Source organism: Ensifer canadensis, assembly GCF_017488845.2.
Lineage (GTDB): Bacteria > Pseudomonadota > Alphaproteobacteria > Rhizobiales > Rhizobiaceae > Ensifer > Ensifer canadensis.
This window is the reverse complement of the sequence record NZ_CP083370.1, coordinates 3,812,783-3,826,120: the sequence shown is the minus strand read 5'-3', so window position 1 is coordinate 3,826,120 and position 13,338 is coordinate 3,812,783. Positions and strand designations below refer to the sequence as shown.

General features: G+C 61.4%; 12 protein-coding genes. 9 read left to right on the top strand and 3 right to left on the bottom strand.

Features of this window, described 5'->3' with window-relative positions; all coding sequences use genetic code 11:
• The first annotated feature begins 47 nt into the window (after positions 1-47).
• The 3 genes from J3R84_RS18460 (at position 48) to J3R84_RS18450 (ending at position 2,824) form a co-directional block, all read left to right on the top strand.
• Entirely contained in the window at positions 48-431 is a 384-nt protein-coding gene (locus J3R84_RS18460; protein WP_025425441.1) for a hypothetical protein, read from the top strand.
• 352 nt (positions 432-783) lie between these two features.
• Positions 784-1,227: a MarR family winged helix-turn-helix transcriptional regulator gene (locus J3R84_RS18455; RefSeq protein ID WP_025425440.1), complete on the top strand. Its 444-nt coding sequence runs from the start codon at positions 784-786 to the stop codon at positions 1,225-1,227.
• Positions 1,228-1,432: 205 nt separating this feature from the next.
• Complete coding sequence (locus tag J3R84_RS18450; protein WP_025425439.1) at positions 1,433-2,824, top strand: M20/M25/M40 family metallo-hydrolase; 1,392 nt, start codon at positions 1,433-1,435, stop codon at positions 2,822-2,824.
• Between the two features lie 39 nt (positions 2,825-2,863).
• Here the strand turns inward: J3R84_RS18450 and J3R84_RS18445 are convergent, their stop codons facing one another.
• The gene (locus J3R84_RS18445) at positions 2,864-3,202 is read right to left on the bottom strand and encodes a hypothetical protein (RefSeq protein WP_025425438.1); all 339 of its coding nucleotides are present in this window, start codon (positions 3,200-3,202) and stop codon (positions 2,864-2,866) included.
• Positions 3,203-3,461: 259 nt separating this feature from the next.
• On the opposite strand from J3R84_RS18445, the gene J3R84_RS18440 reads away from it, so the two are divergent.
• The gene (locus J3R84_RS18440; RefSeq protein ID WP_025425437.1) at positions 3,462-4,409 is read left to right on the top strand and encodes a lysylphosphatidylglycerol synthase transmembrane domain-containing protein; all 948 of its coding nucleotides are present in this window, start codon (positions 3,462-3,464) and stop codon (positions 4,407-4,409) included.
• 9 nt (positions 4,410-4,418) lie between these two features.
• Here the strand turns inward: J3R84_RS18440 and J3R84_RS18435 are convergent, their stop codons facing one another.
• Both J3R84_RS18435 and J3R84_RS18430 read right to left on the bottom strand, forming a co-directional pair.
• The gene (locus J3R84_RS18435) at positions 4,419-4,910 is read right to left on the bottom strand and encodes a hypothetical protein (RefSeq protein ID WP_025425436.1); all 492 of its coding nucleotides are present in this window, start codon (positions 4,908-4,910) and stop codon (positions 4,419-4,421) included.
• 91 nt (positions 4,911-5,001) lie between these two features.
• A complete protein-coding gene (locus tag J3R84_RS18430) occupies positions 5,002-5,889 on the bottom strand; it encodes a DMT family transporter (protein ID WP_025425435.1) in 888 nt (295 codons plus the stop codon).
• 446 nt (positions 5,890-6,335) lie between these two features.
• Between J3R84_RS18430 and J3R84_RS18425 the strand changes: the two genes are divergently transcribed.
• From J3R84_RS18425 to dnaJ, 5 genes are all read left to right on the top strand, one after another.
• Positions 6,336-6,686 carry a hypothetical protein gene (locus J3R84_RS18425; protein ID WP_144239129.1) on the top strand — a complete coding sequence of 117 codons (351 nt, stop codon included), beginning with the start codon at positions 6,336-6,338 and terminating at the stop codon, positions 6,684-6,686.
• 99 nt (positions 6,687-6,785) lie between these two features.
• The gene (locus tag J3R84_RS18420) at positions 6,786-7,016 is read left to right on the top strand and encodes a hypothetical protein (protein ID WP_239637561.1); all 231 of its coding nucleotides are present in this window, start codon (positions 6,786-6,788) and stop codon (positions 7,014-7,016) included.
• A gap of 349 nt (positions 7,017-7,365) precedes the next feature.
• Positions 7,366-9,597, top strand: a complete 2,232-nt coding sequence (locus J3R84_RS18415) for a transglycosylase domain-containing protein (RefSeq protein WP_025425432.1) — start codon at positions 7,366-7,368, stop codon at positions 9,595-9,597.
• A gap of 261 nt (positions 9,598-9,858) precedes the next feature.
• Complete coding sequence (gene dnaK / locus J3R84_RS18410; RefSeq protein ID WP_025425431.1) at positions 9,859-11,781, top strand: molecular chaperone DnaK; 1,923 nt, start codon at positions 9,859-9,861, stop codon at positions 11,779-11,781.
• 349 nt (positions 11,782-12,130) lie between these two features.
• Positions 12,131-13,267, top strand: coding sequence for a molecular chaperone DnaJ (gene dnaJ / locus J3R84_RS18405; RefSeq protein ID WP_025425430.1), 1,137 nt, complete (start codon positions 12,131-12,133; stop codon positions 13,265-13,267).
• Positions 13,268-13,338: the final 71 nt, after the last annotated feature.

The following is a 13,338-nucleotide window of genomic DNA, read 5'->3' as shown; positions in this document are numbered from 1 at the left end:
TTTCTCGTCGAACACTACAATGTCCAGCTGTCACAGAGGAGCAAGCGATGCCGCATGACGTGCAATATGCACTGAGACAGTACCTTGTTCTTTCAGGGTTTGCCGGAGTCTGTTTCGTCATTTCCTGGCTGTTGAGCGATCCGGCATTCCTTGTCGTCATCAAGACCGTCTTTGCGCCGATCTATCTGCTTGCGACGACGGGGCTCGATGCCCATTTCAGACGGGCGGACGCCGCGCCGTGGCCACTGTGGCAGAAGGTCGAATACGCGATCGCTCGGGCCGCACTTTTCGTCGCCTTCATTATCGTCATGTGCATCAGGCCGGATCAATCGGCCCGCGATGTGGCGAAATCAGCGTTGGCGACTGCAATCGCGATCGGCGCCGTGGAGGTCATTTTTGCCTTGCGGAACCGGCGCTCGAAGGGCGCTTGAGCAATGTCCGGCTTTCACAGAAACGTTACGCATTTGTAATGTGCGATTCATTGGCCCAATCCTTGAAAAGCCACATTTGAATCCTCAAATCTTAGTCAACGGCACCGAGTGATGCCGTCTTCTGGTGATTGGCCTGTCCCCCGCCCGCACCAGATGAGGACAAAGGCCTTATCCCCCTCTCCGGGCCTTTGTCCCGTTTTCAGAGAACCGCCACGGCGCCGCCTCCGCGCCGTGGCGGTTTCTCGTTGGTTGGGTCAAGTCCTTGTCAAATCCTTGTGAGATAAGGCTTTCTCAAGTCCATCGCCTGCTTTGTAACTTGTCTTCGCGCCGCTTCGAGCGTACCCATTGGAGCATGGCCTTCAACCGTATGGAATCTGCGACTTACCTGGCCAGCCTGCTGGCCAAAAGCTTCTCGCGTGCACTTCAGGAGCGCGGTCAGAAGCTCGGCTTCGCGCCCGGGCAGTTTCCCGTCCTGTTGGAACTATGGGCCGAGGAGGGTCTGACCCAGAAACAGCTTCTCGACAGGCTCGACATCGAACAGGCGACCATGGCCAACACGCTGGCGAGAATGGAACGCGACGGGCTCATCGTCAGGCGCAAACATCCGCAGGACAAGCGTTCGCAGCAAATCTTCCTGACCGAGAGGGCGAGGGAAATCGAGGCGGCGGCCAAGGAGGCAGCGCTTGCCGCCGATCAGTCGCTGTTATCAGGCCTCAGGCAATTCGAGCGCGAACTCATGCTCGAATACATGCGCATGGCGCTTGCCCATGCCGCGCGTGACGGCGGTGCCGCGTGACAGGCAACACGTCTCCCTAATCGTTCCATCAAAAAATTTGGCTTAAATCCACCCGCATGAGGTTCTAAACAACCTGAGCGGGTTCGTTCGGACACGCCAAAATCGCTGCCGCCCGTCGAACGGCCGCATGATTTCGCTGCTGAAATCGATTCCGATTTGCGGCGTCATGCAGTAGGTTCCGGCAAAACTTGAAGCAAGGATATGCATGATGGCAGATATCACCCCCATTCTCGAGCGCGCAGACGCAAACCTGCCGAAGAGCCTGGACAGGCTTTTCGACCTCGTGCGCATCAAGTCGATCTCGACCGATCCGGCCTTCAAGGCCGATTGCCGCAAGGCCGCCGAATGGCTGGTCGCGGAACTGAACGGCCTCGGCTTCGACGCCTCGATCCGCGACACTCCCGGACATCCGATGGTAGTTGCCCATCACGCCGGCGCCACCGCCGATGCCCCGCATGTGCTGTTCTACGGGCATTACGACGTCCAGCCGGTCGATCCCCTGAACCTGTGGGACACCGATCCGTTCGAACCCGGCGTCAAGGAGCTGGAGCCCGGCCGCAAGGTCATCACCGGCCGAGGCACCGCCGACGACAAGGGCCAGCTCTTGACCTTCGTCGAAGCCGCCCGCGCCTACAAGGAAGTCCACGGTTCGCTGCCCTGCCGCGTCACGATCCTGTTCGAAGGTGAGGAAGAGTCCGGCTCGCCGTCGCTAAAACCTTTCCTCGAAGCCAATGCGGCCGAACTCAAAGCCGACTATGCACTTGTCTGCGATACCAGCATGTGGGACCGGGACACGCCTGCGATCTCGGCGGGCTTGCGCGGGCTCGTCGGCGAGGAAGTCATCATCAAGGCGGCCGACCGCGACCTGCATTCGGGCTATTTCGGTGGTGCTGCCGCCAACCCGATCCGCATCCTGACCGGCATCCTCGCCGGGCTTCATGACGAAAACAGCCGCGTGACGCTCGAAGGCTTCTACGAAGGCGTCGAGGAAACCCCGGCCCAGATCAAGGCTGCATGGGAGACGCTTGGCCAGACCGCGGAAAAATTCCTCGGCGAAATCGGCCTGTCGATCCCGTCTGGTGAAAAGAACCGTTCGGTCCTCGAACTCACCTGGGCCCGCCCGACCGCCGAGATCAACGGCATCACCGGCGGCTACACCGGCGAAGGCTTCAAGACGGTGATTGCCGCGCAGGCTTCCGCCAAGGTCTCCTTCCGCCTGGTCGGCAACCAGAACCCGGAGAAGATCCGCGAAGCTTTCCGCGCCTATGTGCGCTCGAAGGTGCCGGCGGACTGCACGGTCGAATTTCACGCCCATGGCGGTTCGCCGGCAATCCAGCTGCCCTACGATTCGAACCTGCTCAACACGGCAAAGCTCGCCCTTTCCGACGAATGGCCGAAGCCGGCCGTGGTCATCGGCATGGGCGGCTCGATCCCGATCGTCGGCGACTTCCAGAAGATGCTCGGCATGGAATCGCTGCTCGTCGGCTTCGGCCTTTCGGACGACCGCATCCATTCGCCGAACGAGAAATACGAGCTGCAATCCTATCACAAGGGCATTCGTTCCTGGATCCGCATCCTGAACGCGCTTGCCGCCTGATATCGAACGACGTCGTGGCGGGTCAGCCCGCCACGACCATCACCCCGCTTTCGAGATCATCACGACAAAGTCGGCGACAAGCGCTGCAAACACGCCGCTGCCGGTAACCACTACGCCGATGAAGAAGATGCGCGTCGCCTGACCGTAGACCTTTGGCTGCAGCGACCGCAGCTGCAGAAAGTCCCAGAGCGCATGCATCTGCAAAAGGATGCCGATCGCCAACAGGATGACGGCGGGAAGATCGCCCATATTCCATGGCACCGGATTGGCTGCCCACTGGGTGAGAAAGCCCAGCGAAAACGACAGCACCACGCCGACGACCGTCACCGTTCCATTGCGAAAAACCGGCTCGATCGGCTTTTCCTCATCGTTCTGCATCCGCCCGCCTCCGCTTTACCGTGTCGTGTTCGCGATTTCTTGACCAAACACCAGATGCTTCCCTTTTGCAAAACAAATCAGAATGGGAAATTGGATCGTTGGCAAGTGTGAGGACCGAGACGTCGCGTTCCGGACGCGAAACTGTGACGGGCTGGAGCCGCGATCGCGGCTGCTTTCATGAACAGATGCGTCCCGAGATAAAGGCGACGCCGTCGAAAGGGCCTTCGGCCAAGATTGTTGCAGCGATCGCGACACCGGTATGAGCAGGCTGCGCGCGTATTTCTGGCCCGTCGTCGGGCTGGCGGCGATCATCTTTTCGGTGCATGCGCTCTATCACGAGCTGAGCGGCCTCTCGCTGGACGAATTCATCGCCAGCTTCAAGGCGATTTCCCTGAGAAGCTGGCTGCTGGCGATCGGCGCAACGCTGGTCGCCTATGCAGCACTTGCCGGCTACGACAAGCTGGCGCTCGATCACCTCGGCCATCGTATCTCGCTGTGGTTCATCACCGTCTGCTCGTTCACCACCTATGCGCTCTCGCACAATCTTGGCGCCTCCGTCTTTTCGGGCGCTGTCGTGCGCTACCGGGCCTACCGATCGAAAGGGCTGACGCCGGGCGAAGTCGGCGTGCTCGTCGCCTTCTGCTCGTTCACCTTTACGCTCGGCACCCTGATGCTCTCGGCGATCGTGCTTCTGGTCAAACCGGAGATCATCGAGCGGTTCGCCGAGTTCCTGCCGGTCGAAATGTCGCTGACGACGGGCGTGCTGATCCTGGTCGTGATCGCGCTCTATGTGATCGGCAGCCTCGTCGGCCTGCCGTCGATCCGCACACGCTGGTTCCAGCTGCATTATCCCAAGCCCTCGATCGTGCTGCGGCAGCTGGTGATCGCGCCGGTCGAGCTGATCGGTGCCGCCGGGATCATCTATTTCGCCCTGCCGGAAGCCGGCAATCCGGGTTTCATCGTCATTCTCGGGATCTTTCTGGCGTCGTTTTCGGCAGCACTCTTGTCGCACGCGCCGGGCGGACTTGGCGTTCTTGAGCTCGTCTTCATCGCCGCCCTGCCGGAAATGGATCCGGCCGACGTGCTGGCGGCGCTGGCGATCTTCCGGATCCTCTATCTCGTCATCCCGTTCATCATGGCGCTCGCCGTAATCCTGGTGTTCGAACGGTCAAGATTCCTTGCGGAGCGGCGCGGACCTATTCAGTAGAGGTCGTCGTCACGGGGCGTTGCAGACGGTCGGAAGGGCCGCCTCCAGCGGTCCCTTCACTTCCTTGAGGCGCGCCGCTTCGATCTGATAGGGCGTGAACGGCGGCACCTGCAGCGAAGGATTGATGATCCGCGTCACGTAGCAGCCGGCGAAGAAGCGTACCCGCGAACGTTTTTCGATCGACTTCACCGCCACCGGAACAGCCGAATAGATGCTGCCGGCGCCGGCCTCGGTCTTCACCTTGCCGAGCTTTATTTCGACCGAAACGGTGCGGTCGTAACCGCGCGTGAAAGTCCTGTAACCGCCAACCGGTTTCGATTCGCCGAAATAACCGTAGGCGCGCGCATATTCCTTGCGATTGATGGCGTTGTAGAGCGAGCGAACGACTGCTGCACCATCCGATCGGTCGTCGATATAGGCGACGTTGTCCTGCGCCAGAGCTTCGGAATTCACGGCAGCGAGCGTCGAAAACACCAGCACGGCGGCGGACGGAAACGTCATGGCACTCCTCCTGATCGGCTTTTGGGGCAGCCAACCGAGCACAACATCAAGGCGAAGCCATAGCAAGATTCGCCAAAATATCGATATCGCGTCAGGTCGACGGCAGGCCCGCCTTGCGGCGGGCAACGACGCGCTCGCGCCAGACGGTGAAGATGCCGGCCGCAACCACGAGCACCGAGCCGGCAACCATGTTGGTGGTCAGCGTCTCACCGAAGAGGCTGACGCCCATGATCGACGCGAAGACCAGCTGCAGATAGGTCAGAGGCTGGACGGCGACCGCGTCCAGCACGTCATAGGCACGGATGAGGAAATAATGGCTCGTGGTTCCCGTGAGGCACAAGAGCAGCATCCAACCCCAATCGGGTGGCGACAGCGTCGTCCAGAAGAATGGGCCGACAAGGCTGATCGCCACGGCGCCGACGATGCCGGTGTAGAAGAAGCTCGTCATCGCCGGATCGTCGCGGCTGACCAGCCGCGTGACGATGACATAGAGGGCAAAGACAAGTGCTGCGGCCAAGGGCAACAGGAATGTGAGTTCGAACGCGCCTTCGGCCGGTTTCAGGATCAGAAGTACGCCGATGAGCCCAACCGAGATTGCCAGCCATCGGCGCCAGCCGACACGCTCGCCCAGAAGCGGCATCGACAGAAGCGCTACGAACAGCGGTGTCGCTGAAAGGATCGCCTGCGAATGCGCCAGCCCAACCATCGTGAAAGAGGTAATGATCATGACGATCTGCAGCGGCAGCAGCAGCCCGCGCAGTACCTGAAGCAATGGCTGTTTCGTCGTCGCCGTCAGCTTGAGCCCTCCCGTTGCGCGGGCGGCCAGCGCCACGGCGAACAGGGCAAAGGCCCAATAGCGGATCATCGCCACGAAGACCGGCGGATAGACACTGCCCAGATGTTTGGAGATGCCGTCCTGGATCGCAAAGATAACGATGGCGAGGAGCGCGTAGATATAGCCGTTTGCCTTGGAGCCCATGAACCGCGCCGATACACCCGCAACACCGACAGGACCAGCAAAATCTGCGTCGCCGTTCAGGTGCTTTCGTTACGAGCGCGGGGGTCCAGACATGAAAAGAGCCCCGCGCGGGAGGAGGTGCACGGGGCTCTCAAACTTGACCGGTGACTGGGAGGAGGAGTGCCACCGATCCGCATCGGGCGCCGCGGGAGGAGGTGCAGCGCTTCGATAAGTGTTACAATAATCATGCGTCGCAATATTTTCAAGGGCGGATTTGTTGCATCGCACAATTTTCACCCAAAATCATGTCCGCAATCTATTACCGGTTGCGTATATGAGTGGCGATTGGCGTTAAAGGTTGCAAACCACAACTGGAGATAGCCGATATGACGGCGCACATCTTCCTAGACATGCGGGCGTTTTTGGTTCCTTAGATGCCATTGCACCTAGGAATTGCAGGCTCTTTCTTGAAGTTATTGCTCCAGGTCCCGACCGCGATCATCGTTCTCCTGATTCTGACGACCTGGCTTGCCAGCCTGCGCCTCGTTGTTGTGCCGCCCGGTTCGTACCGGTTGACCGCGATGACCACACTGGTCTTTCAAGGTCACGGCTACCGCCTGGTCGACAGTCCGCAAGCGATGTGTACCCGCCAGGCCTACCCGGCGCGCGACTGCGATGCGATGGCTACCAACAAGCTGGCAAAGACCGTCCTGCTGCGACTGCCTTTCAGCCAATGGCTTTACGAGTACACCGAACCAGACCGCAGCAAGCAGGCGAAGCTCGTCGGCGAAACACCGCTCAGGAGTTCGATCGAGTAGAGCAACGACGTTCGATCTACCTCCATAACCCTGGCGCAGCCTCCGCCGGAACAAAATCGTGATTTCGAGCGGCTCGCGTTGCAGGTTAGGATTTCACGCGTGAGCGAGAAGGAGAAGATCATGAAGATCATTCTGGTGACTGTGGCCACCGTCGGCCTGTCCGCCTCCGCGGCATTTGCCGAATGCGCCTATCACGCCAAGACCAATGCAGCGGTCGATACGACAACAACCACCGCCAGCATCACGACGGAAAGCCAGCCGACGTCCGAAGAAATTGTGCTCCTGAAAAAGACCGATCGCGTGGTTCAGGACGAAAAGGCCGCCGAATAGGGCCGGCATCGACACAGACACAATGCCGGATCGTGCACGTCGGCGGCAACTGCGGCCAATTCCTCCGCTGTTGATGATGGCGCGTGCGCGTGGCTCCGCGCGATTGATGCTGGCAGGCGTGCGCGAACGAAGCGGCAAGGCCTGGGGCTTCAAATCCGGCAAGCTGTTGAAGACCATGCATATTTTACAATTCGGTTTTTAACCCCCCCTTAAATTGCCGCATTTAAAGTTCACCGCATCGCCATGGCGGGTCGAGCGATCAATTTTTCCCCGCCTTTAGGATTGCGTTCGCTGCTGGGGCGGACGACTGGGCGCCCGCAATGCGGCATGAGGGGTAAATCCAAACGGCATGGCAGCAAGCGGCAAGTCAGGACAACGGATCGAGCCCTCGTTCGGCGGCAACGCCGAAGACGATGACGATTTTCGCATCGAGGCCAGCGATCGCGTGACCGGCGGCAGCCGCAAACCTGCGCGTGGCAAATCGGCTCCTGCGCCCAAGAAGAAGGCTCAGCGCAGCAAGCGCGGCGGAACGCGCCGCGGCTCGGGCGGAGGCGGCGGTTTCATCGGTCTCGTGCGCACGCTGTTTTACTGGTGCATTGTGCTCGGCATCTGGGGCGCGATGGGCGTCGGCGGCCTGGTGCTCTATTACGGCGCGCGCATGCCGAGTGCTGAAAGCTGGTCGATCCCCGAGCGTCCGCCCAACGTCAAGATTCTCTCCGTCAATGGCGACATCATCGCCAATCGCGGCACGACCGGCGGCGAAGCGCTGTCGCTCGAAAACATGTCACCCTATATCCCGCAGGCGGTGATCGCCATCGAAGATCGCCGGTTCTATTCGCATTTCGGCGTCGACCCTCTGGGCCTGGCGCGCGCCATGCTGACGAACGTCACCACCGGCCGAATGGTCCAGGGCGGCTCGACACTGACCCAGCAGCTTGCCAAGAACCTGTTCCTGTCGCCGGAGCGGACCCTGGAACGAAAGGTTCAGGAGGTGCTACTCGCCTTCTGGCTGGAGCAGAAATATTCCAAGGACCAGATCCTGGCGATGTACCTCAATCGGGTGTTCTACGGCTCGAACGCCTACGGCGTTGAGGCGGCGTCGAGGCGCTACTTCAACAAATCGGCGCGCGACGTGAACCTCGGCGAGGCGGCGCTGCTGGCCGGCCTGTTGAAGGCGCCTTCCCGCCTGTCGCCCGCCCGTGACCCGAAGGCCGCGGAAGAGCGCGCCCAGGTCGTGCTCGGCGCCATGCGCGAGGAAGGCTTCGTTACCGACAGCGAGATCAAGACGGCGATGTCGCAGACGCCGACCAAGGCCAAGAGCTATTGGTCGGGTGCCGAACACTATGTCGCCGACATGGTGATGGACCAGCTTCCCGGCATGATCGGCGACGTCAAGGAAGACCTGATCGTCGACACCACCATCGACCTCAATCTGGAAAAGCAGGCGGAGGAGGCGATCAGCGCCACGCTTGCGGGCGACGGCGCCAAGCTCGACGCCTCGCAGGCAGCCCTCGTTTCGATCGACGGCACCGGCGCCATCCGCGCGCTGGTCGGTGGCAAGGACTACGCCGAGAGCCAGTTCGACCGCGCCTCCAAGGCCAAGCGCCAGCCGGGCTCGGCCTTCAAGCCCTTCGTCTACGCGGCAGCGCTTGAGATCGGCCGCACGCCGATGTCGATCCGCAACGACGGCCCGGTCAGAATCGGCAACTGGACGCCCGAGAATTACGACCAGAAATACCGCGGCGAAGTTACGCTCGCCGACGCGCTCGCCAACTCGCTAAACACCATCGCCGCGCAGCTGGTGATGGAGGTCGGCCCACAGAACGTGGTGAAGGTGGCGCATCGCCTGGGGATCGATTCCGAGATGCAAGCCAACGCCTCGATCGCGCTCGGCACCTCGGAAGTGAGCCTGGTCGAACTGACCTCGGCCTATGCCCCGTTCATGAACGGTGGCTTCAAGGCGACGCCGCATGTCATTCGCCGGATTTCGAAGGCCGATGGCACGGTGCTTTACGAAAACACCTACGACAACCCGCCGCGCGTGCTCGATCCGGCCATCGTCAGCGAAATGAACCAGATGATGGTGCGGGTGCTGACCAACGGCACCGGCAAGAAGGCGCGTCTGAAGGGCTGGGAGGCGGCCGGCAAGACCGGTACCACTCAATCCTTCCGCGATGCGCTTTTTGTCGGCTACACCTCGAACCTCACCACCGGCGTCTGGTTCGGCAATGACGACGGCAAGTCGATGAAGAAGGTCACCGGCGGCGGCCTTCCGGCCAAGGCCTGGCACGACTTCATGGTGGCCGCACATGATGGCCTTTCGCCCTCGCCGCTGTTCGGCACAACCGGGGTGCAGCCGGTCTTCGATGACGGAGGTGCGCCTGCCGCGGCGGGCGACATGCTTTCCGGCGACCCGAACGCGTTTCCTGAGCCGCCTGTAGGCGTCGACGGCTCGGCCGCCGTGCAGCAGACCCGGCCTTTGCCTGAGGGCAGTGGCGGCATGGTGCCGCCGGCAGACGTCGGCGAGACCACCGGCGCCACCAAGCGCACGACGCTTTTCGATATCCTGACGGGCGGCTGAGGCGGCGCAAACGGCGCCGTCCTGGCAGTTTGCAGCCGCCCCTGCCGCGGGTCGAGCATCTATTGTAGGCCGCACGCCAATCGCAGGCTTGCTTTTGCCCCCAATCGCCCCGCAGAATGCCTTGCAGTCCGAAACGCCGGTCCTTATATACGCCGCATCGGCGCAGCCACCGCTGCGAAGAAATCCAAAGACCATCCCGTTAGGGACTGTCTCACGAATGCCTGACCGGGTTCCGACAGTCCGCTGCAAGGAGAGAACGACATGGCTAAAGTTATTGGTATTGACTTGGGAACGACCAACTCCTGCGTCGCCGTCATGGACGGAAAAGATGCGAAGGTCATCGAAAATGCCGAGGGTGCGCGCACGACCCCCTCGATGGTGGCGTTCAGCGAAGACGGCGAACGTCTCGTTGGCCAGCCGGCAAAGCGCCAGGCCGTCACCAACCCGGAAAACACGCTTTTTGCGATCAAGCGCCTGATCGGCCGGACCTTCCAGGATCCGACCACGCAAAAAGACAAGGACATGGTTCCTTACAAGATCACCAAGGCTGACAATGGCGACGCCTGGGTCGAAGCGCATGGCAAGGATTACTCGCCGTCGCAGATCTCCGCCATGATCCTTCAGAAAATGAAGGAAACCGCCGAATCCTACCTCGGTGAAAAGGTCGAAAAGGCCGTCATCACCGTTCCGGCCTACTTCAACGACGCCCAGCGCCAGGCAACCAAGGATGCCGGCAAGATCGCGGGCCTCGAAGTGCTGCGCATCATTAACGAGCCGACCGCTGCCGCGCTCGCCTATGGCCTCGACAAGAAGGACGGCAAGACGATCGCTGTCTACGACCTTGGCGGCGGCACCTTCGATATCTCGGTTCTCGAAATCGGCGATGGCGTCTTCGAAGTGAAGTCGACAAACGGCGACACCTTCCTCGGCGGCGAAGACTTCGACATGCGTCTCGTCCAGTATCTCGCCGGCGAGTTCAAGAAGGAACAGGGCATCGACCTGAAGAACGACAAGCTCGCTCTTCAGCGCCTCAAGGAAGCGGCCGAAAAGGCCAAGATCGAGCTGTCTTCGTCGCAGCAGACCGAAATCAACCTGCCGTTCATCACGGCGGATGCCTCCGGTCCGAAGCACCTGACCATGAAGCTGACCCGCGCCAAGTTCGAAGCGCTTGTCGACGACCTGATCCAGCGCACCGTTGCTCCGTGCAAGGCCGCGCTGAAGGATGCCGGCGTTTCGGCTGCCGAGATCGACGAAGTCGTTCTCGTCGGTGGCATGAGCCGCATGCCGAAGGTCCAGGAAACCGTAAAGCAGCTGTTCGGCAAGGAGCCGCACAAGGGCGTGAACCCGGATGAAGTCGTGGCCATGGGTGCTGCGATCCAGGCCGGCGTTCTGCAGGGCGACGTCAAGGACGTTCTGCTGCTCGACGTGACCCCGCTGTCGCTCGGCATCGAAACGCTCGGTGGCGTCTTCACCCGCCTGATCGAACGCAACACGACGATCCCGACCAAGAAGTCGCAGACCTTCTCGACCGCCGACGACAACCAGTCGGCCGTGACGATCCGCGTCTCCCAGGGCGAACGTGAAATGGCAGCCGACAACAAGCTGCTCGGCCAGTTCGACCTCGTCGGCATTCCGCCGGCACCGCGCGGCATGCCGCAGATCGAAGTGACCTTCGACATCGACGCCAACGGCATCGTGCAGGTATCGGCCAAGGACAAGGGTACGGGCAAGGAACACCAGATCCGCATCCAGGCATCCGGTGGCCTGTCCGACGCAGACATCGAGAAGATGGTCAAGGACGCCGAAGCCAATGCCGAAACCGACAAGAAGCGCCGCGAAGGCGTGGAAGCGAAGAACCAGGCAGAAAGCCTGATCCATTCTTCGGAAAAGTCGCTGAAGGACTACGGCGACAAGGTTTCGGAAACCGACCGCAACGCGATCTCCGACGCCATTGCCGCGCTGAAGACCGCCGTCGAGGCTTCCGAGCCGGACGCCGAAGACATCAAGGCCAAGACCAACACGCTGATGGAAGTCTCCATGAAGCTTGGTCAGGCGATCTACGAGGCCCAGCAGACGGACGCCGCCCATGCGGATGCCGCCGCTGACGCCGCGCGCGACGGCGATGTCGTCGACGCGGACTATGAAGAAGTCAACGACGAAGACGATCGCAAGCGGTCGGCCTAAGTCGCCCTCTCCTAGAGACGGAAAAGCCCGGGGCGACCCGGGCTTTTTTGTTGCCTTTTTACCCCTCAGGCGCCTGCGCCAGACAGCCTCTGAAGGACGTCGGGCCCGTGAGGCCCGCGCCGCTGAAACCGCCGCTACAGAGCATCCCTGGGGGCAGGAGTGCCACCCAAAGCGGGTCTACCGGGCGCGAGACCGGCAGAAACGTCATTTTTCCGACAAAAAACCGCATCCGCGGCCCGATGGGCTATGGTATCGCGCTTCAAGGTTTACTAAATCCTGTGGCAAGGTAACCAGGCAGCCGCCGGGCCCCCGCGCTGGCACGCCTTGTCAACAGGACAATCTTTGAAGAATGAAACGTGATCTTTACGAAACGCTTGGCGTTGCCAAAAACGCGGATGAGAAGGAGCTGAAGAGCGCCTTCCGCAAACTGGCGATGCAGTATCATCCGGACAAGAACCCCGGCGACGCCGCCTCGGAAAAGACCTTCAAGGAAATCAACCAAGCCTACGAGACGCTCAAGGACCCGCAGAAGCGCGCGGCCTATGATCGTTACGGCCACGCAGCCTTCGAGCAGGGCGGCATGGGCAACGGCTTTGGCGGTAGCGCCGGTGGCGCAGGCGGTTTCTCCGACATCTTCGAAGACATCTTCGGCGAGATGATGGGTGGCGGGCGCCAGCGGCGTTCATCGGGTGGCCGCGAGCGCGGCGCCGATCTGCGCTACAACATGGAAATCTCGCTGGAAGAGGCCTATTCCGGCAAGACCGCGCAGATCCGGGTGCCGACCTCGATCACCTGCGACGTCTGCACCGGGTCCGGTGCCAAGCCTGGCACCAGCCCGAAGACCTGCGGAACCTGTCAAGGCTCGGGCCGCGTACGCGCCGCCCAGGGATTCTTCTCGATCGAGCGCACTTGCCCGACCTGCGGCGGCCGCGGCCAGACGATCACCGATCCCTGCACCAAGTGCCACGGCCAGGGCCGCGTCACCGAGGAGCGCACGCTCTCCGTCAACATTCCGGCCGGCATCGAAGACGGCACTCGCATTCGCCTCTCCGGCGAAGGGGAAGCGGGCCTGCGCGGTGGACCAGCGGGCGATCTCTACATCTTCCTCTCGGTCAAGCCGCACGAGTTCTACCAGCGCGATGGCGCCGATCTCTATTGCAGCGTGCCGATCTCGATGACGACGGCGGCGCTTGGCGGCAAGTTCGACGTCACCACGCTCGACGGCACCAAGTCGCGCGTGACCGTGCCGGAAGGCACCCAGGCCGGCAAGCAGTTCCGCCTGAAGGGCAAGGGCATGCCGGTGCTACGTTCCAGCCAGACCGGCGATCTCTACATCCAGATGCAGATCGAGACGCCGCAGAAGCTGACCAAGCGTCAGCGCGAGCTGCTACAGGAATTCGAGCAGATCTCGTCGAAGGACAACAATCCGGAATCCGCCGGCTTCTTCGCCCGGATGAAGGATTTCTTCGACACGCTGAGCGACTGACGCTCAGCGGTTGCCCCTACTGCATGTTTCCTTAGATCCTATCCGATCTAAGGATAAAAACATGCAGCAAT